Annotated in this window: 16 protein-coding genes; 3 read left to right on the plus strand and 13 right to left on the minus strand. The window is 70.0% G+C overall.

Going from position 1 to position 16,979, the window contains the following annotated elements; all coding sequences use genetic code 11:
* Nucleotides 1-20: 20 nt before the first annotated feature.
* The 12 genes from mtrA to ACZ6TB_RS22010 all read right to left on the minus strand — a co-directional run bounded on the left by mtrA (nucleotide 21) and on the right by ACZ6TB_RS22010 (nucleotide 12,952).
* Entirely contained in the window at nucleotides 21-710 is a 690-nt protein-coding gene (mtrA, locus tag ACZ6TB_RS21955) for an MtrAB system response regulator MtrA (protein WP_203728298.1), read from the minus strand.
* A gap of 67 nt (nucleotides 711-777) precedes the next feature.
* Nucleotides 778-2,052 carry an iron uptake transporter deferrochelatase/peroxidase subunit gene (gene efeB, locus ACZ6TB_RS21960; RefSeq protein ID WP_465556396.1) on the minus strand — a complete coding sequence of 425 codons (1,275 nt, stop codon included), beginning with the start codon at nucleotides 2,050-2,052 and terminating at the stop codon, nucleotides 778-780.
* Nucleotides 2,053-2,057: 5 nt separating this feature from the next.
* On the minus strand, nucleotides 2,058-3,185 hold the full coding sequence (gene efeO / locus ACZ6TB_RS21965; protein ID WP_465556397.1) for an iron uptake system protein EfeO: 1,128 nt from the start codon (nucleotides 3,183-3,185) through the stop codon (nucleotides 2,058-2,060).
* A 9-nt stretch (nucleotides 3,186-3,194) separates the two neighbouring features.
* A complete protein-coding gene (gene efeU, locus ACZ6TB_RS21970) occupies nucleotides 3,195-4,034 on the minus strand; it encodes an iron uptake transporter permease EfeU (RefSeq protein ID WP_465556398.1) in 840 nt (279 codons plus the stop codon).
* Nucleotides 4,035-4,181: 147 nt separating this feature from the next.
* A complete protein-coding gene (locus ACZ6TB_RS21975) occupies nucleotides 4,182-4,379 on the minus strand; it encodes a DUF397 domain-containing protein (protein WP_465556399.1) in 198 nt (65 codons plus the stop codon).
* A gap of 43 nt (nucleotides 4,380-4,422) precedes the next feature.
* Nucleotides 4,423-5,283, minus strand: coding sequence for a helix-turn-helix domain-containing protein (locus tag ACZ6TB_RS21980; RefSeq protein ID WP_465556400.1), 861 nt, complete (start codon nucleotides 5,281-5,283; stop codon nucleotides 4,423-4,425).
* Between the two features lie 183 nt (nucleotides 5,284-5,466).
* Entirely contained in the window at nucleotides 5,467-6,939 is a 1,473-nt protein-coding gene (gene ahcY / locus ACZ6TB_RS21985) for an adenosylhomocysteinase (RefSeq protein WP_465556401.1), read from the minus strand.
* Between the two features lie 1,054 nt (nucleotides 6,940-7,993).
* A complete protein-coding gene (gene manA, locus ACZ6TB_RS21990; RefSeq protein WP_465556402.1) occupies nucleotides 7,994-9,136 on the minus strand; it encodes a mannose-6-phosphate isomerase, class I in 1,143 nt (380 codons plus the stop codon).
* Nucleotides 9,137-9,157: 21 nt separating this feature from the next.
* A complete protein-coding gene (locus ACZ6TB_RS21995; RefSeq protein ID WP_465556403.1) occupies nucleotides 9,158-10,117 on the minus strand; it encodes a cation diffusion facilitator family transporter in 960 nt (319 codons plus the stop codon).
* A complete protein-coding gene (locus ACZ6TB_RS22000) occupies nucleotides 10,114-11,331 on the minus strand; it encodes an SIS domain-containing protein (protein ID WP_465556558.1) in 1,218 nt (405 codons plus the stop codon). The genes ACZ6TB_RS21995 and ACZ6TB_RS22000 overlap by 4 nt, the downstream gene beginning before the upstream one ends.
* Nucleotides 11,332-11,342: 11 nt before the next feature.
* Nucleotides 11,343-11,528, minus strand: coding sequence for a Trm112 family protein (locus ACZ6TB_RS22005; protein ID WP_465556404.1), 186 nt, complete (start codon nucleotides 11,526-11,528; stop codon nucleotides 11,343-11,345).
* 44 nt (nucleotides 11,529-11,572) lie between these two features.
* Complete coding sequence (locus tag ACZ6TB_RS22010) at nucleotides 11,573-12,952, minus strand: phosphomannomutase/phosphoglucomutase (RefSeq protein ID WP_465556405.1); 1,380 nt, start codon at nucleotides 12,950-12,952, stop codon at nucleotides 11,573-11,575.
* Nucleotides 12,953-13,115: 163 nt separating this feature from the next.
* Here ACZ6TB_RS22010 and ACZ6TB_RS22015 point away from each other — a divergent pair, with 163 nt between their 5' ends.
* Genes ACZ6TB_RS22015 through ACZ6TB_RS22025 form a run of 3 tightly spaced genes read left to right on the plus strand, consistent with a single transcriptional unit; the run spans nucleotide 13,116 to nucleotide 16,353 of the window.
* Nucleotides 13,116-14,402 (plus strand): GAF domain-containing protein, encoded by a 1,287-nt coding sequence (locus tag ACZ6TB_RS22015; protein WP_465556406.1) that lies wholly within the window; start codon nucleotides 13,116-13,118, stop codon nucleotides 14,400-14,402.
* A 38-nt stretch (nucleotides 14,403-14,440) separates the two neighbouring features.
* Nucleotides 14,441-15,964 (plus strand): aldehyde dehydrogenase, encoded by a 1,524-nt coding sequence (gene adh / locus ACZ6TB_RS22020; protein WP_465556407.1) that lies wholly within the window; start codon nucleotides 14,441-14,443, stop codon nucleotides 15,962-15,964.
* Between the two features lie 2 nt (nucleotides 15,965-15,966).
* A complete protein-coding gene (locus tag ACZ6TB_RS22025; protein ID WP_465556408.1) occupies nucleotides 15,967-16,353 on the plus strand; it encodes a DUF779 domain-containing protein in 387 nt (128 codons plus the stop codon).
* Here ACZ6TB_RS22025 and ACZ6TB_RS22030 read toward each other — a convergent pair.
* A complete protein-coding gene (locus tag ACZ6TB_RS22030) occupies nucleotides 16,350-16,865 on the minus strand; it encodes a GNAT family N-acetyltransferase (RefSeq protein WP_465556409.1) in 516 nt (171 codons plus the stop codon). The genes ACZ6TB_RS22025 and ACZ6TB_RS22030 overlap by 4 nt on opposite strands.
* Nucleotides 16,866-16,979 lie beyond the last annotated feature (114 nt).

Genomic DNA, 16,979 nt, shown 5'->3' on the forward strand with positions numbered 1-16,979 from the left:
AGGTTAGCCGCTCGAGTCGATCAGCCCGTGCCGGCCTTGTAGCCGACCCCCCGCACGGTCAGGATGATCTCGGGCCGCTCCGGGTCCGGCTCGATCTTGGCGCGCAGCCGCTGGACGTGCACGTTCACGAGCCGGGTGTCGGCCGCGTGCCGGTAACCCCAGACCTGCTCGAGCAGCACCTCGCGGGTGAACACCTGCCGCGGCTTGCGGGCGAGGGCCACCAGCAGGTCGAACTCGAGCGGGGTGAGCTTGACCTCCTCGTCGTCGCGGCTCACGGTGTGGGCCGGGACGTCGATGGTGATCTGGTTTCCGGGCGGGCCGATGGTGAGCATCTCCGGCGCGGCGTCCTCGCCGCGACGCAGCCGGGCGCGCATGCGCGCCACCAGCTCCTTGGGCTTGAACGGCTTGACCACGTAGTCGTCGGCGCCGGACTCGAGGCCCAGCACGACGTCGACGGTGTCGCTCTTGGCGGTGAGCATCACGATCGGGATGCCGGACTCGGCGCGGATGGCCCGCGCCACGTCGATGCCGCTCATGCCGGGCAGCATGAGGTCGAGCAGGACGATGTCCGGCCGGCTTTCCCTGAAGGCGGCCAGGGCGCGCTCTCCGTCGGCGACGAAGGAGGGCAGGAAACCCTCGCTCCGCAGAACGATGCCGAGCATCTCGGCCAGCGCTGGATCGTCATCGACGACGAGTACCCGGGCTCTCATGCGGTCCAATATTGCACTGTCCTCCCAGACCCCGCGTACCCCGGTACCGATCTCTGTTCGCCGGAGCCTACGCGAAGAGCACGCGACCCCAGTAGTCGTCCGGACCCGTGACGCCCGGCGGACAGGCGAAAAGGCCGCTGGAGACGTGCCGGACGTACTCGTTCATGGCGTCGTGCCGGGCGAGATTGAGCTGGATCGGCACGAAATGCGTCCGGGGATCACGCTGGTACGCGATGAAGAACAACCCGGCGTTGAGCCGGCCCAGCCCGTCCGAGCCGTCCACGAAGTTGTACCCGCGGCGCAGCAGGTGGGCGCCCTTGTTGGTGTCCGGGTGCGCGAGCCGCACGTGCGCGTCGACCGGGATCAGCGGGTCGCCGTCGCCGTTCTTGCTCACCAGGTCGATCTCGTCGAACTCCTTGGCCTGGCCGAGCGCCGCGCCCTCGCCCTTGGTGCGCCCGATGATGTCCTCCTGCTCGCCGAGCGACGTCCGGTCCCAGGTCTCGACCATCATCCGAATCTTCCGGGTGACCATGTACGAGCCGCCGGTCATCCAGTCCGGCCCGTCGCCGGGCTGCACCCAGAGGTTCTGCTTGAGCAGGTCGGCCTCCTCGGCCTTCAGGTTGGCGGTGCCGTCCTTGAAGCCGAAGAGGTTGCGCGGGGTGGTCTGGCTGGTGGAGGTCGACGACGTACGCCCGAAGCCCAGTTGCGACCAGCGGACGCTGACCACGCCCATGCCGATCCGGGCCAGGTTGCGGATCGCGTGCACCGCCACCTGAGGGTCGTTCGCGCAGGCCTGCACGCAGATGTCGCCGCCCGAGATGGCCGGGTCGATGGTGTCGCCCGGGAAGTGCGGCAGGTCGGCGAGCGCGGCCGGCTTGCGGGCGGCCAGCCCGAAGCGGTCCTTGCCGGACGCGTCGCGGAACAGGCCCGGGCCGAAGCCGACGGTCAGGGTCAGCCCGGAGGCCGGCAGGCCGATCGCCTCGCCGGTGTCGTCGGGCGGCGCCTCGAGGATGCCGGCGGTGGCGCCGACCGGGCCGGCGTCCTGCCCCGCGGTCATCCGCGCGGCCGCCGCCGTCCAGTCCTTGAGCAGCTGGATGAGCTGCTGCCGGTCCTTGGTGACCACGTCGAAGGCCACGAAGTGCAGCCGGTCCTGCGCCGGCGTCACGATGCCGCCCTGCGACGCGCCGTAGAACCGCACCGCGTCCGAGGTCGGCGCCGCCGCCTCGCCGGAGTGGTCCGAGGTGACCAGCGCGCCGCCGACGGCCGAAGCCCCGGCGATCCCGGCCACGCCGACGCCGGCGAGCGCGATGGCTCGCCGGCGGGAAACCTTGTTGTCCGCCATGACCCCTACTTCTGTGCGATCACGCCGGCGATCTTGCTGATCGGCTCGGCGAGCGCGTTGATGACGTCGGACAGGCCCTTGAGCTGCTCCTGGGTGAGCTCGTTCTGGAGCTTCCACCCGTCGCCGACCCGGTACTTCGCCAGCTCGTTGTCGACGGCCGTGAACGCGGTGTCGATCTGCTTGACCAGCTCGGGGTTGCGCTGCTCGAGCGCCGGCCGCAGCGCCGCGACGGCGGCCTGGGAGCCGTCCACGTTGGCGGCGAAGTCCCACAGGTCGGTGTGCGAGTAGCGGTCCTCCTCGCCGGTGATCTTGCTGGTGGCGACCTCGTCGAGGAGCTCCTTGGCGCCGTTGGCCAGCTGGAGCGGGGACAGCTTCTCGGCCTGGGCCTTGGTGACGACCTCCTTGACGTCCTTGACCAGCTGGTCGGCGATGGCGCCGTCCTTGCTGACGTCCTTGGTCACCCAGAGGTCCTTCTCCAGCTTGTGGAAGCCGGTGAAGGGCAGCTCGGCGGTGGCGTCGTCCTCGCGGCCGTCGATCTTCGGGTCGAGGTCGCCGAAGATCTCGGCCACCGGCTCGATCCGCTCGTAGTAGGTGCGGGCCACCGGGAACAGCGTCTTGGCCTTCTCGATGTCGCCGGCCTTGACCGCGTCCGCGAACTCGGTGGTCTTCTGGACCAGCGCCTCGCTCTGCGAGGTGATGTAGCGGGTGTAGCTGTCGGCGGCCTGGCCCAGCGCGGCGTCCTCGGAGAGCGCGGCGGCCGAGCCCGAGACGGTCAGCGCGTTCCGGATGCCGGCCCCGATCATGCCCGGCTTGCAGGCGGTCTGGTAGGTGCCGGCCGGCAGCTCGACCCGCAGCTCACGGGAGAGGCCGGGGGTGATGTTCTCGATCTCGCCCATCACGCGATCGCCCGCGGCGTACACGTAGAACTCGGTGACCTTGGAGCCCGAGTTGGAGACGGTGAAGACGTGCGTGCCGGCGTCGAGGGTGTTCTTGGCGACCTCGCAGCCGGTGTCGGATGCCTTGACCGTGATCGGGCCACCGGAGGCGGCCGTGCTGTCGTCCTTCTTGCCGCCGCACGCGGCGACGGCGCTGATCGCGACCAGCGAAAGGACCAGAGGGGCGGAACGGCGCACGGGGGTCTCCTATGCCTGCGGTGCGGGGGCGGGAGCCGGGGCGGGTCTGCGCGCCGGCCAGAGGAAGAGGATCAAAACGGGCAGGGCGTACGCGACCCAGGCGATCAGCTCGAGCACGGTCGGCTCGGCGGTGATGTTGAACATCCCGGCCAGCAGCGTCGCGTACCAGGTGGAGGGGTCGAGCACGCTGCCCGCGTGGTAGGCGACGTTGTTGATGCCGGGCAGGATCGCGGCTTCCTGCAGCGAGTGGACGCCGTACTTGAAGATGCCGGCGGCGACCAGGATCAGCAGCACGCCGGTCCAGCGGAAGAACACGGTCAGGTTGATCCGGACCGCGGTCGCGTACATCAGGTAGCCGATCGCGATCGCGGTCAGGATGCCGCCGAGCAGGGCGATCAGCGGGCCGCCGTTGAGGTCGGCGCCCTGGACCGCGGCGTAGAAGATCAGCGAGGTCTCGAGGCCTTCGCGGACCACCGCGAGGAAGGCCATGAAGCCGACCGCGAGCGAGCCGACGGCCAGCGCGTCCTGGAGCTTGTTGCGCAGCTCGCCGGCGATGCCGCGGGCGGCCCGGCGCATCCAGAAGATCATCCAGGTGACGAAGCAGACGGCGGCGATCGAGGTGACCGCCTCGAACAGCTCCTGCTGCTTGTAGTCCTTCAGGATGGTGGTCTCGGTGTAGCTGAGCAGCCAGCCGAAGAGCACGGAGAGCGCCACCGCGGCGGCGACACCGGCCCACACCAGCTTCAGACGGTCCTTGCGCTCCGACTTGACCAGGAAGGCGATGAGGATGCTGACCACCAGCGTGGCCTCCAACCCCTCGCGCAAGCCGATGAGGTAGGTGGCGAGCATGTCACTCCGTTAGCTAAGGCGTGCCTAAGTTAGGTTGGGCATACCTTAGCCAAGCGGGTGTCCTGCTCGTCAAGTGCCCCCTACCTTTCGTAGGTAGGTCACAAGAAAGGGCGGCCCCCGTCGAGGGCCGCCCTGATCGAGGGAAAGCTACGGCCGGTCGAACTCGCCGGCCCGGACACCGGCGATGAAGCCGGTCCACTGGGTAGTGGCAAAGGTGAGCACGGGACCGTCGACGTCCTTCGAGTCGCGCACCAGCACGGCCGCCGGCACGTCCGCTACCTCGACGCAGTGCCCGGCGGCACCGCTTCGAGTGCTCTTACGCCAGGTGATGTTGGCGTCCTGCATGGCTGTCCCCTTCCAAGGATTGAAAAGCACGTCCATTCTTGGCTCAGGACGCCGACTCGTAGCCGAGCGCTTCCTCCCTTTCAGCGATGGCCGTTCGGCTCGCTTCTGCAGGTAAGGCACGTTCCCGCAGGTCATCGAGGGCTTCGCGATAGACCGTGATCTCGCTCGGCTTCACCCGGAAGAGACCACCGGTCAGCCCCTCACTGTGCACAATCGGACTACGCGAGCCCGGCTCGAACTCGAGCACCATGAACGACTCGGTCTGCCCGGCGTGCGCTCCCGCCGAGAACGGCAGGATCCGCAGGTCGAGCCCGGGCCGGTGGGAGTCGGCGAAAAGCTTGGCGAGCTGGCGGCGCAACACCGCGCGGCCGCCGACCTCGCGGTGGAGCACGGCCTCGTCCAGCACCATGAGCAAGGTGGGCGGCGGCTCGCGGGTGAGCACGGCCTGGCGGGCCATCCGCAGGGCGAGGCGGCGCTGCAGGACGGCCGGGTCGGCCACGTCGGCGCCGACCTCGATCACGGCGTGCGCGTACTCGTCGGTCTGGAGCAGGCCGGGGACGACCTGCGCCTCCCATTCGCTGATCAGCACGGCCTCGGCTTCGAGGGCCACATATTCGTCGTACGGGTCGGGGACCGACGACCGGTACGGCGTCCACCACGCCCGGGCGCGGCCTCGGCGGGCCAGGTCACGGAGGCGGTCGCTTTCTTCCGTCCGTACGGCATAGACCGCCAGGAGCCGATCGAGATCATCGTCGGTGATGGACGTGTGCGCCGTCTCGATGCGGCTGAGCTTGGACTCGGACCAGCCGAGGACGGTCGCCACATCGACCGCACGCCGATCGGCACGAAGCCGGCGCAGCTCGCTGCCCAGCTCGCGCCGCGCGGTGGAAGTCGGCCTCGCCACGCCGCCACCATAACCGCGGATCGGTGGCTGTCTGCAACTTGCATCGCACACTATGCACTTGCACGCAGGTCAGGGGGCATGCCGTAATGAAGATGAACGACGGGATTCACGGTGGCGGCAACCGCCGTTCTCCCGGCGGAAACCGAGCCCCCGTCCAGCGGGCGGACGGGGGTTCGGGCCCGTTCAGTATCGGTAGTGGTCGGGCTTGTAGGGACCCTCGACGGCGATGCCGAGGTACGCGGCCTGCTCCTTGGTGAGCTCGGTCAGGCGCACGCCGAGCGCGTCGAGATGCAGCCGGGCCACCTTCTCGTCCAGGTGCTTCGGCAGCACGTACACGCCGATGGGGTAGTCCCCGGTCTTGGTGAACAGCTCGATCTGCGCGATCGTCTGGTTCGAGAAGCTGTTGCTCATCACGAAGCTCGGGTGGCCGGTCGCGTTGCCGAGGTTCAGCAGGCGGCCCTCGGAGAGCACGATGATCGAGTGCCCGTCGGCGAAGCGCCATTCGTCGACCTGCGGCTTGATGTTCACCCGCGTCACGTCGGCGCGCTTGGTCAGTCCGGCCATGTCGATCTCGTTGTCGAAGTGGCCGATATTTCCGACTATGGCCTGATGCTTCATCTGGGCCATGTGCTCGTGGGTGATGACGTTGAAGCAGCCGGTCGCCGTAACGAAGATGTCCCCATATTTCACGACATCGTCGATGGTCGCGACCTGGTAGCCGTCCATCGCCGCCTGAAGCGCGCAGATCGGGTCGACCTCGGTCACGATCACCCGGGCGCCCTGGCCGCGCAGCGACTCGGCGCAGCCCTTGCCGACATCGCCGTAGCCGAAGACGACCGCCACCTTGCCGCCGATCAGCACGTCGGTGGCCCGGTTGATGCCGTCGATCAGGGAGTGCCGGCAGCCGTACTTGTTGTCGAACTTCGACTTGGTGACCGAGTCGTTGACGTTGATCGCCGGGAAGAGCAGTGTGCCGCTCTGCTGCATCTCGTAGAGCCGGTGCACGCCGGTGGTGGTCTCCTCGGTGACGCCCTTGATGCCGGCCGCCACCCGGGTCCACCGCCGGTCGTCCTCCTCGAGGCTGCGAGCGAGCACGCCGAGGATCACCGCGTACTCCTCGGAGTCGGCGGTGTCGGCGCTCGGGACCGCCCCGCGGCGCTCGAACTCGGCGCCCTTGTGCACGAGCAGGGTGGCGTCACCGCCGTCGTCGAGGATCATGTTGGGACCTTCGCCGTCCGGCCACAGCAGGACCTGCTCGGTACACCACCAGTACTCCTCGAGTGATTCGCCCTTCCACGCGTACACCGGAACGCCCTTGGGTTTCTCCGGGGTGCCCTCGCGCCCCACCACGATCGCGGCGGCGGCATGGTCCTGGGTCGAGAAGATGTTGCAGGAGGCCCACCGGACCTCCGCGCCGAGAGCGGTGAGCGTCTCGATCAGCACGGCGGTCTGAATCGTCATGTGCAGCGAGCCGGTGATCCGGGCGCCGCGCAGCGGTTTCCCAGGCCCGTACTCCGCACGCAGCGACATGAGGCCGGGCATCTCGTGCTCCGCCAGCTCGATCTCCTTACGCCCGAACGCGGCGAGCGCGAGGTCGGCAACCTTGAAGTCACCGTCAGCAACCGTCCGCGGACGGCTGGGCAGGGTGCTGGTCATTCGATTGCTCCTGGTGTGCGGAATTTGGCGGCGATTTACCGTACGCCTGGGGGCGGTTGCTGGGGGTGGTGGTTGGGGGGACCGCTCCCGATTGGCTTTTTGTTCCGCTCGGCGCGGGACCGCTCTGGCCGGCTCAGCTCCGCCGTGGTCCTGTCCTGGCCTGCTCGCCGCAGCCTTGCTCCGCCGCGGCTGTCCCGGCTCAGGTCTGCCCCCGGCTCAGGTCTGTCCGGCTCAGGTCTGCCCAGGCCGCGCGCCGTTCCGCGAAAGGCGGCCAATAGCGAACGGGGCGACAGGCCTAGACCCGCCGCCCCGTTCATCCCCCCGGTTTGGTACCGCGCGCGTCCGTGGGACCCCCCGATCACCAATGACGCTGCGTGGTTATAGATTCACACTCCGCAGTCACCATTGTCAAGCAAATCCGGAAATTTCAGGTTTTGCCCCGCCTGCGTGTCGCTTCGGCCGTCACACACCGCTCCGACTGGACTTGGCTCAGGCCCCGTCGAGCCTCAGCTGCCGGCCGACGATCTGCGATCGAAGCGGTTGTCCACAGGCGCGATTTGACACTCCCCCAGCGGAACGCCGCACACTAGTTCCGGGATGGTCGGCCCCCCTGGGTGGGCGGGTAGGGACCAGACACGAGCACGGTGGACTCACGAGCGCGCTGGGCATTACAGACGAGACCCACAAGAGCCCGGCGACACCCACAAGAGGGGGGCGCGACCCACAAGAGCCGGGCGCGACCCACAAGAGCCGGGCGCGGCAGGCAGTAGGCCGCCAACCCGACGCGGCACCACCGCAGGCGCGGCGCCACCGCAGGCGCGGTGGGCAAACGCAGGCGCGGTGGGCAAACGCAGGCGCGGTGGGCAAACGCAGGCGCGGTGGGCAAACGCAGGCGCGGTGGGCAACCGCAGGCGGCGAGCACCGCGTCCCCAACGCGGCACGCAACGAAGCTGCCAACCACAAGGCTGCGACGCGCCAAACGTCCCTCATGGCCCCAGCAGGCCCCGCGCGGACATTGACGGCGGAATCAGCGGGCCGCGACCCGCAAGAGGCGTCAGCCAGGAACAGCGGCGACGAACGCCTGCCCCGTACCCGCCAGCTTGACCTTCCCAGCTCCGGCCGGCGCATAGGCCACCGAACCCCGCGTCAGCTCGACCGGCGTCCCATCCACCGACTCACCCGCGAAGAGGTCGCCGGAGACGGTCAGGATGATTCGGGGGCCCTCGACCGGGATCTCCAGCGGCGGGCGGGTTCCGTCCAGCTCCAGGCGGTACAGGACGAAATCGGGGATCGGGACCGGCCAGGTCAGGATGCCGGGCGCGACCTCGGTGGCGTGGAGGATCGGGTCGTCGAGGACGTCGAAACGCAGGACCTTCAGGAGCTCGGCCACGTCGACGCGTTTCGGGGTCAGGCCGCCCCGCAGGACGTTGTCGCTTGCGGCCATCAGCTCGACGCCGGCGCCGTGCAGGTAGGCGTGCAGGTTGCCGGCCGGCATCCAGATCGCCTCGCCGGGCTCCAGGCGCACGTGGTTGAGCAGCAACGCCACCAGGACGCCGGGATCGCCGGGGTAATGGGCGGCCAGGGATGAGGCCAGGTCGGAGGCGCCGGACACGACAACCGACTCGACCAGGGCTTTGCGGTCTTCCGGCGGCCAGGAGAGCAAGGATTCGACGGCCGTACGCAGGTCGCCGTCCCGCAGCGACTTGGCGACCGGCGTCAGCGACGCCACGCCGAGCGCCTCGATGTCGTCGGCGGCGGCTGACGGTGCGCGGAAGCCGCAGAGGGCCTCGAACGGGGTCAGCGCGACCAGCATCTCGGGCTTGTGGTTCGCGTCGGTGTAGTTGCGGGGCAACGACGGGTCGGCCCGCTGGCGGTCGAACGCCTCCCGCGCGTACTCCAGGTCGGGGTGCGCCTGCAGCGACAGCGGGGCGTCGGCGGCCAGCACCTTGAGCAGGAAGGGCAGGCGGGGGCCGAAGTCGGCGACCACCCGCTCGCCCAGGTGCTCGACCGGATGGGTGGCGATCAGCGCGTCCAGGGTGGCGCCGCCGACCCGGGACGGGCTGTCGGGGTGCGCGCCCAGCCACAGCTCCGCCTCGGGGCCCTCGGTCGGGGTGGGACGGCCCTGGAGGTCGGCGATCACGGTGTGGGAGCCCCACGCGTAATCGCGGACGACGCCGGTCAGCGGATACACGGTCATAGCGGACAAAATACCAATCTGTCAGCCGGCGGCGGCCGAGGCGCCCTCGGTCACCGTGGGGGCCTTGCGCTCGTGGTAGATGTCGGGCTCGATGTAGATCACCCGGGCGATCGGCACCGCCTCGCGGATGCGCACCTCGGTCTCGTCGATGCGCTGGGCGAGGTCGTCGGCCCGCTCGGCCCGCGGCACCGCGATCTTCACGGCGACCAGCAGCTCCTCGGGACCGAGGTGCAGGGTCTTCATGTGGATGATCCGCTCGATGCCGTCGCCCGCGAGGATCGCCTTCTCGATCTTCTTGACGTCCTCGGGGTTCGCGCCCTCGCCGATCAGCAGGCTCTTGGTCTCGATCGCCAGGACCACCGCGATGGCGACCAGCAGGACGCCGATCGCCGCGGTGCCGATGCCGTCCCACACGCCGTTGTCGGTGATCAGCGTGAGCACCACGCCGAACAGGGCCAGCACCAGGCCGATCAGGGCGCCGCTGTCCTCGAGCAGCACGACCGGCAGCTCGGGGGCCTTGGCCCGGCGCACGAAGTTGACCCAGGTCGTCTTGCCCCGGGTGTGGTTGGACTCCTTGATCGCGGTCCTGAACGAGTAGCCCTCGAGCCCGATCGCGATGACCAGCACGACGACCGGCACCCACTTCCACGAGTGGATCGCCTCGGGGTGCTGAATCTTGTGGTACGCCTCGTACAGCGCGAACAGGCCGCCGACGCTGAACAGCACGATCGACACGATGAACGCGTAGATGTAGCGCTCGCGGCCGTAGCCGAACGGGTGCTCCGGGGTGGCCTTGCGCTGGGACTGCTTGCCGCCGATCAGCAGCAGGAGCTGGTTGCCCGAGTCGGCCACCGAGTGGATCGCCTCGGCCAGCATCGAGGACGAGCCGGTCAGCAGCCAGGCGATGAACTTGGTGACCGCGATGCCGAGGTTCGCCGCCAACGCGGCGATGATCGCGCGGGTGCCGCCTTCGGCGCTCACTGAATTCCCTCGGGCATGGGGTTGGACAGCTCCTTCATCTCGCTGATCGCGGGCACGGCCATCGGGTCGAGCCCGTGCGCCAGCGCCAGGTAGAGCGACGCGAAGTCGGGCACGGCGGTGAGCGAGGCGAGCCGCTCGAGCGCCGAGCCGCCCTCGGCGGTCAGCACGTCGCAGCGCACGCCGCGCCGCTCGGCCAGGGTCTGCACGGCGTCGGCCCGGCGCTCCTCGACCGCCACCGGCTCGTCGGCGTCGTCCTCGGGGTTGAGGCCGCCGTCGCGGAAGAGCACCAGGCGCAGCCGGGTGGTGGCGCCCTCCTCCTCCGCCTCGTCGGGGTCGGCGAAGATGTCGCGGGACGACTCGGCGAGGCCGCCGAAGACGCCGTCGAGCAGGCCCACCCGGCCGCGGCCGGCCTCGCCCAGCGCGCCGGCCATCACCGGGTAGCGCGCGTTGGCGGCGAGCGTGTCGCCGAAGCGGCGGGCGGCGACGGTGGCCAGCGGGGACGAGCCCCAGACGATCGGGATCGAGCCGGCCAGGCCCAGGGCCAGCGACTTCGCCGGGTTCACGAACGAGTCGGCGCCGGTGCGGCAGCGCTCGGCGTCGGCGTCGAGCCGGGTCGCGGTCTCGGCCAGGTCGGCCTCGTTGACCTTGACGAGCCCGAGGGCGCGGGCCGCGAGCAGCACCGGCACGGTCAGGCCCCAGAGGCTGGCCCGGGCCGGCGCGCGGCGCGGCACCGGGATGAACGGCGAGCGGGCCCGCTCGGCCATCGCCTGGAGCTCGGTGTCGGGGTTGCCGATCGCGACCAGCCGGGCGCCCCGGCGGACCGCGGCCTCGGCGGCGGCGAGCGCCTCGGGGCTGCGGCCGGAGGCGGAGACCGCGAAGACGACGTCGGCGGCGCCGACCCAGCCCGGGATGCCGGCGCTGCGGTGCCCGATGATCGGGACCGGGCAGCGATGGCCGGCCACCGTGGCCAGGATGTTGCCGGTGAGGCCGGCGGTGCCGATGCCGGCGACCACGACCGCCCGGGGGCGGCCCTCGTCGGACAGCATGCTCAGGTCGGCCTCGGCGGCCAGCGCGGCCGACTCGCGTACCTGGGCGCCGGCCGACGCCGTCGCCCGCAGCATGCCGCCCGGGTCGTTGTCGAGCATCGACTTCTCGTCGTCGAGCAGCGACTGGTCGGGAACCCGGTGCCCGTGCACCCCGGCCGAGCCGTCCATCGGAGCCGCCATCAGTTGCCTTCCGCCGCGGGCTGACGCGCCTCGTCGAGGAGCAGCACCGGGATGTCGTCACGGATCTCGAAGATCCGCCCGCACTCCGTACAGGTAAGCGTCTGTGCGTCCGCGTCGTATGTCAGCGGCGCGTGATGCGTGTCCGGGCAGGCCAGGATGTCCAACAACTGCGGATCGAGGGCCACCGAACTACTCCTTACGGGGTTACGGAACAGTGAGCCCCCTGATCCTAACGGCGGACGATGGCGAGCACTTCGTCGCGTAGAGAAGCCATCTTGTCCGGCTTGGCCGCCTCCACGTTGAGCCGGAGAAGCGGCTCGGTGTTGGACGCGCGCAGGTTGAACCACGAGCCGTCGGGCAGGGTGGCGGTCATGCCGTCGAGCTCGTCGATGGTGGCGGTGGGGAAGGCCGCGCGTACCTCCGCCGTCTTGGCCTTGGCATCGGCCACCGTGGAGTTGATCTCGCCCGACGCGCAGTAGCGCTCGAACTCGGCCGCGAGCTCGGAGAGCGGCCGGTCCTGGCCGCCCAGCGCGGCCAGCACGTGCATCGCCGCCAGCATGCCGGTGTCGGCGAACCAGAAGTCGCGGAAGTAGTAGTGCGCCGAGTGCTCGCCGCCGAAGACCGCGTTGGTGCGGGCCATCTCGGCCTTGATGAACGAGTGCCCGACCCGGCTGCGGACCGGCTTGCCGCCGTTCTCCGTGATGATCTCCGGGACCGCGGCCGAGGTGATCAGATTGTGGATGATCGTGCTTCCCGGAAACTTCTTGAGCTCCCGTACGGCGACCAGGGCCGTCACCGCCGAGGGCGAGACCGCGTCGCCGTTCTCGTCCACGATGAAGCACCGGTCGGCGTCGCCGTCGAAGGCCACACCGAGGTCGGCGCCCTGCTCGCGGATGGCCCGCTGGAGGTCGACCAGGTTGGCCGGGTCGAGCGGGTTCGCCTCGTGGTTCGGGAACGAGCCGTCGAGCTCGAAGTACATCGGGACGATCGTCAGCGGCAGCGCCGGCAGCACCTGGTCGCCGAGCACGGCGGGCACCGTGAAGCCGCCCATGCCGTTGCCGGCGTCCACGATGACCTTGAGCGGCCGGATGCCGGACAGGTCGACCAGCGAGCGCAGGTGCGCGGCGTAGTCGGCGAGCAGGTCGCGGGTCTCCACCCGGGACGGGCCGTCGGCCCCGGCGTTCAGGTCGCTGAGCAGCTGCTCGGCCCGGCGGCGCACGACGACGAGGCCGCTGTCCTGCCCGACCGGCTTGGCGCCGGCCCGGCAGAGCTTGATGCCGTTGTACTGCGCCGGGTTGTGGCTCGCGGTGAACATCGCGCCGGGCAGGCGCAGCGAGCCGGAGGCGTAGTACAGCTCGTCGGTCGAGGCGAGGCCGATGGAGACCACGGCGGCGCCGGCCGCGTTGGCGCCGCGACCGAACGCGGCGGCCAGCCCGGGACCGGACTCGCGCATGTCATGGGCGATCACTATCCGATCGGCGTCGTCGCCGGACTCGCGCAGCATCTCGACGAAGGCGGTGCCGAGAGCTCGGGCCACCGATTCGTCGAACTGGTCGGGCACCACACCGCGTACGTCGTAGGCCTTCACGAGCTTGGACAGATCGGACAACGCTCCCCCTATACCTCCGGACACCCGCTGAGAGTAACGGAGAGTGGGCAACGAACGGGTGGCAAACGGGCACCGCCACGGTTACGTGAACCGATCATGCTCGGGACTTCGGCTTGTCGAGACAGGTGATGCGGGTCACGATGGTGGGGACTGGAGGTGCCCTGTGCCCAACCCGTGGCTCGCCCTCGACCTCGGCGCCGATCCGGCCGAACGGATCAGACAGGTCGGGCGTGCTCACGAGCGCTTTTTGTCCGGCGACGAGCCCATTCTCCCGCCGCAGATCCGCTCGGTCGTGGCCGACTCGTGGAAGCGCTCGGCCGACGCCCTCCCGGGGGCGGACGGCACCGCCCCGATCGACCTGAGCGACGGCGAGCTCGAGCAGTACCGCGCGGCCCATCCTTTGGCCCGAGTTCTCCCGATCTTTCGCGATCTGCTCGGTGGGCTCGCCGAGGACGGCGACCACCTCATGGCGGTCTGCGACGCGTACGGGCGGTTGCTCTGGGTAGAGGGCGCCGCCTCGGTGATGCGCGGGGCCGAGCGGATGAACTTCGTGCCGGGCGCACGCTGGGACGAGGAGCACGCCGGCACGAACGCCCCGGGCACCGCGATCGCCATCGACCACTCGCTGCAGATCTTCGCGACCGAGCACTTCAACCGCACGGTGCAGCGCTGGACGTGCGCGGCGGCCCCGATCCACGACCCGGCGACCGGCCGGCTGCTCGGCGCCATCGACGTGACCGGCGGCGACCATCTGGCCAACCCGCACAGCCTCGCCCTGGTGCGGGCCACGGCGCTGGCGGCGGAGGCCTACCTCGGCAGCCACCTGCCGCCGCCGGCGAGCGCGGGCCGGGTGGCGGCGCTCGGGCGCAACGAGGCGACGCTGACCTTCGGCGGGCGGCGGCAGCGGCTCGGCCGGCGTCATTCGGAACTGCTCGTTCTGCTCGTGGCGCATCCGGAAGGGCGTACGGGCGAGGAACTAGGTTTTGATCTCTATGGCGACGAGGTCAGCCCGGTGACCGTGCGCGCCGAGCTCTCCCGCCTGCGCCGCGCCCTCGGCCCGGAGCTGCTCGAGTCGAGGCCCTACCGGCTGCGCGCCGAGCTCGACTCCGACTTCCGCACGGTGACCCGGCTGCTCGAGCGTGGGCGGGTGGCGGAGGCCCTCGAGGAGTACGCCGGACCGCTGCTGCCCGGCTCCGACGCTCCCGGCGTCACCCGGCTGCGGCGCCTGATCGACGGCCAGCTGCGCGCCTCGGTGCTGGCCACCGGCGAGCGTTCGCTGATGCGCACCTGGCTGCGGGCCCCGTGGGGCGCCGACGACCTGGAGATGTGGGAGGCCTACACGAGGCTGCTCCCGCACGGCTCCCCCGCCCGCCCGCTGGCCGTCAGCCGGGTCCGCCAGCTGGCCGTGGAATACGGCCTTGCAACGCGGTTGCAACGTCCCCGTAACTAGCGTCGGCGGCACCTACCCCCAACGGTGCGGAGGCTGCCATGACCACATACTCACCGCCCGGTTCCGACGGATCGATCGTCAGCTACCAGAGCAGGTACGACCACTACATCGGCGGCGAGTACGTGCCGCCGGCCAAGGGGCAGTACTTCGAGAACCCGACGCCGGTCACCGGCGAGACCTTTACCGAGATCGCCCGCGGCACCGCCGCCGACGTGGACAAGGCGCTGGACGCGGCGCACGGCGCGGCCGACGCGTGGGGACGCACCTCGGTCGCCGAGCGGGCCAACGTCCTCAACAAGATCGCCGACCGGATCGAGGCCAACCTCGAGAAGATCGCGGTCGCCGAGGCCTGGGAGAACGGCAAGCCGGTCCGCGAGACGCTGGCCGCCGACATCCCGCTCGCGATCGACCACTTCCGCTACTTCGCGGGCGCGATCCGGGCCCAGGAGGGCACCGTCGGCGAGATCGATGACGACACCATCGCGTACCACTTCCACGAGCCGCTCGGCGTGGTCGGCCAGATCATCCCGTGGAACTTCCCGATCCTGATGGCGACCTGGAAGCTCGCGCCCGCCCTCGCGGCCGGCAACGCGGTCGTCCTCAAGCCGGCCGAGCAGACCCCGGCCTCGATCCACTACCTCATGTCGCTGATCGGCGACCTGCTCCCGCCCGGCGTGCTGAACATCGTGAACGGCTTCGGCGTGGAGGCCGGCAAGCCGCTGGCCAGCTCGAACCGGGTGGCCAAGGTCGCGTTCACGGGCGAGACCACCACCGGCCGGCTGATCATGCAGTACGCGTCGGAGAACCTGATCCCGGTGACGCTGGAGCTCGGCGGCAAGAGCCCCAACATCTTCTTCGAGGACGTGAACCGCGAGGACGACGACTTCCTCGACAAGTCCCTCGAGGGCTTCTCGATGTTCGCGCTCAACCAGGGCGAGGTCTGCACCTGCCCGTCCCGTGCGCTCATCCAGCAGTCGATCTACCAGGACTTCCTGGCCGCGGGCGTGAAGCGGGTCGAGAACCTCAAGCAGGGCAACCCGCTCGACACCGACACCCAGGTCGGCGCCCAGGCCTCGAACGACCAGCTCGAGAAGATCCTGTCGTACATGGACATCGGCCGGCAGGAGGGCGCCAAGGCGCTGACCGGCGGCGCGCGCGCCGACCTCGGCGGGAACCTCTCCGGGGGCTACTACGTGCAGCCGACGATCTTCGAGGGCAACAACGCGATGCGGATCTTCCAGGAGGAGATCTTCGGGCCGGTCGTGTCGGTGGCCTCGTTCGCCGACTACGCGGACGCCATCAAGATCGCCAACGACACGCTCTACGGCCTCGGCGCCGGCGTGTGGACCCGGGACATCAACCTCGCGTACCGGGCCGGCCGCGCGATCAAGGCCGGTCGGGTCTGGACGAACTCGTACCACCTGTACCCGGCGCACGCCGCGTTCGGTGGCTACAAGCAGTCCGGCATCGGCCGCGAGAACCACAAGATGATGCTGGACCACTACCAGCAGACGAAGAACCTGCTGGTGTCGTACAGCCCGAAGGCGATGGGCTTCTTCTAGAGATGGCTACCAAGGCAACCCGTGTTGATGTCACCACCGCGGCCGCCGACATGATGCGGCGGCTGCGGGGCGAGCACGGTCCGCTGATGTTCCACCAGTCCGGCGGGTGCTGCGACGGCAGCTCGCCGATGTGCTACCTCGAGGGCGAGTTCCGCACCGGCCAGTCCGACGTGCTGCTCGAGTCGCTCAAGGTCGAAGGCGTGGACGAGCCGATCACGTTCTGGATGTCGTCCTCGCAGTTCGAGCTGTGGAAGCACACGCACCTGACGGTGGACGTGGTCCCGGGGCGCGGCGCCGGCTTCTCGCTGGAGGCCCCCGAGGGCGTACGTTTCCTGATCCGTTCTCGCCTGCTCACCGAGGCCGAGCTGGAAGAGCTCGCCGCCTCCTAGTACTCCGGGGGAGGGTCGTGGCGTAGGCGGCTGTACAGCAGGCCGTCACGCCACGCTCCGGCCCGGAACTCGGCCGCCCGGAGCACGCCCTCCAGCTGGAATCCCGCCTTGAGCAGCGCCTTCTGCTCGGCGATGTTGTCCGGCTGGGTGCCGGCCTGCACCCGCTCGACCGGCCAGTGCTCGAAGATGTAGTCGGTGAGCAGCGCCTGTGCGCGCCACCCGATGCCGCGCCCGCGGAACTCCGGCTTGAGCGCGATGCCGATGTCGTACCACTCGCCGCGCGGGCCGTAGTGGCCCTTCAGGTACGAGACGATGCCCGCGACCTCGCCGTCCGCCTCGACCGCCAGGCGCCCCACGTCATCGCCGAGGAAGCCGTTCTCCGCGAACTCCTTCGCCAGGCCGGCCACCGGCCGGAACCCGTACCAGTTGCCGGGCGCGTAGGACGGGTCCTGGGCGATGACGCGCACCATGTCGAGCTCGTCCTCGCGGATCGGTCGCAGGTGGATCTCCATGTGTCCAGCATGGCCCGATCGATCCGGGGGCGCCGCCCCGTCCGTACCCCTCCCTGTGAGTGAGATAGGTCCCGAAAGTGTGCCGAAGGTGCGTTGGCGACTGGCGATCGACCG

The organism is Actinoplanes sp. NPDC051537 (assembly GCF_055586105.1).

Coding starts and splice junctions, on each gene's coding strand:
- efeB (WP_465556396.1), bottom strand. CDS start 2,052: ATGGCGGACAACAAGGTTTCCCGCCGGCGAGCCATCGCGCTCGCCGGC.
- adh (WP_465556407.1), top strand. CDS start 14,441: ATGACCACATACTCACCGCCCGGTTCCGACGGATCGATCGTCAGCTAC.
- ACZ6TB_RS21975 (WP_465556399.1), bottom strand. CDS start 4,379: ATGCAGGACGCCAACATCACCTGGCGTAAGAGCACTCGAAGCGGTGCC.
- mtrA (WP_203728298.1), bottom strand. CDS start 710: ATGAGAGCCCGGGTACTCGTCGTCGATGACGATCCAGCGCTGGCCGAG.
- efeU (WP_465556398.1), bottom strand. CDS start 4,034: ATGCTCGCCACCTACCTCATCGGCTTGCGCGAGGGGTTGGAGGCCACG.
- ACZ6TB_RS22025 (WP_465556408.1), top strand. CDS start 15,967: ATGGCTACCAAGGCAACCCGTGTTGATGTCACCACCGCGGCCGCCGAC.
- ahcY (WP_465556401.1), bottom strand. CDS start 6,939: ATGACCAGCACCCTGCCCAGCCGTCCGCGGACGGTTGCTGACGGTGAC.
- ACZ6TB_RS22000 (WP_465556558.1), bottom strand. CDS start 11,331: ATGGACGGCTCGGCCGGGGTGCACGGGCACCGGGTTCCCGACCAGTCG.
- manA (WP_465556402.1), bottom strand. CDS start 9,136: ATGACCGTGTATCCGCTGACCGGCGTCGTCCGCGATTACGCGTGGGGC.
- ACZ6TB_RS22030 (WP_465556409.1), bottom strand. CDS start 16,865: ATGGAGATCCACCTGCGACCGATCCGCGAGGACGAGCTCGACATGGTG.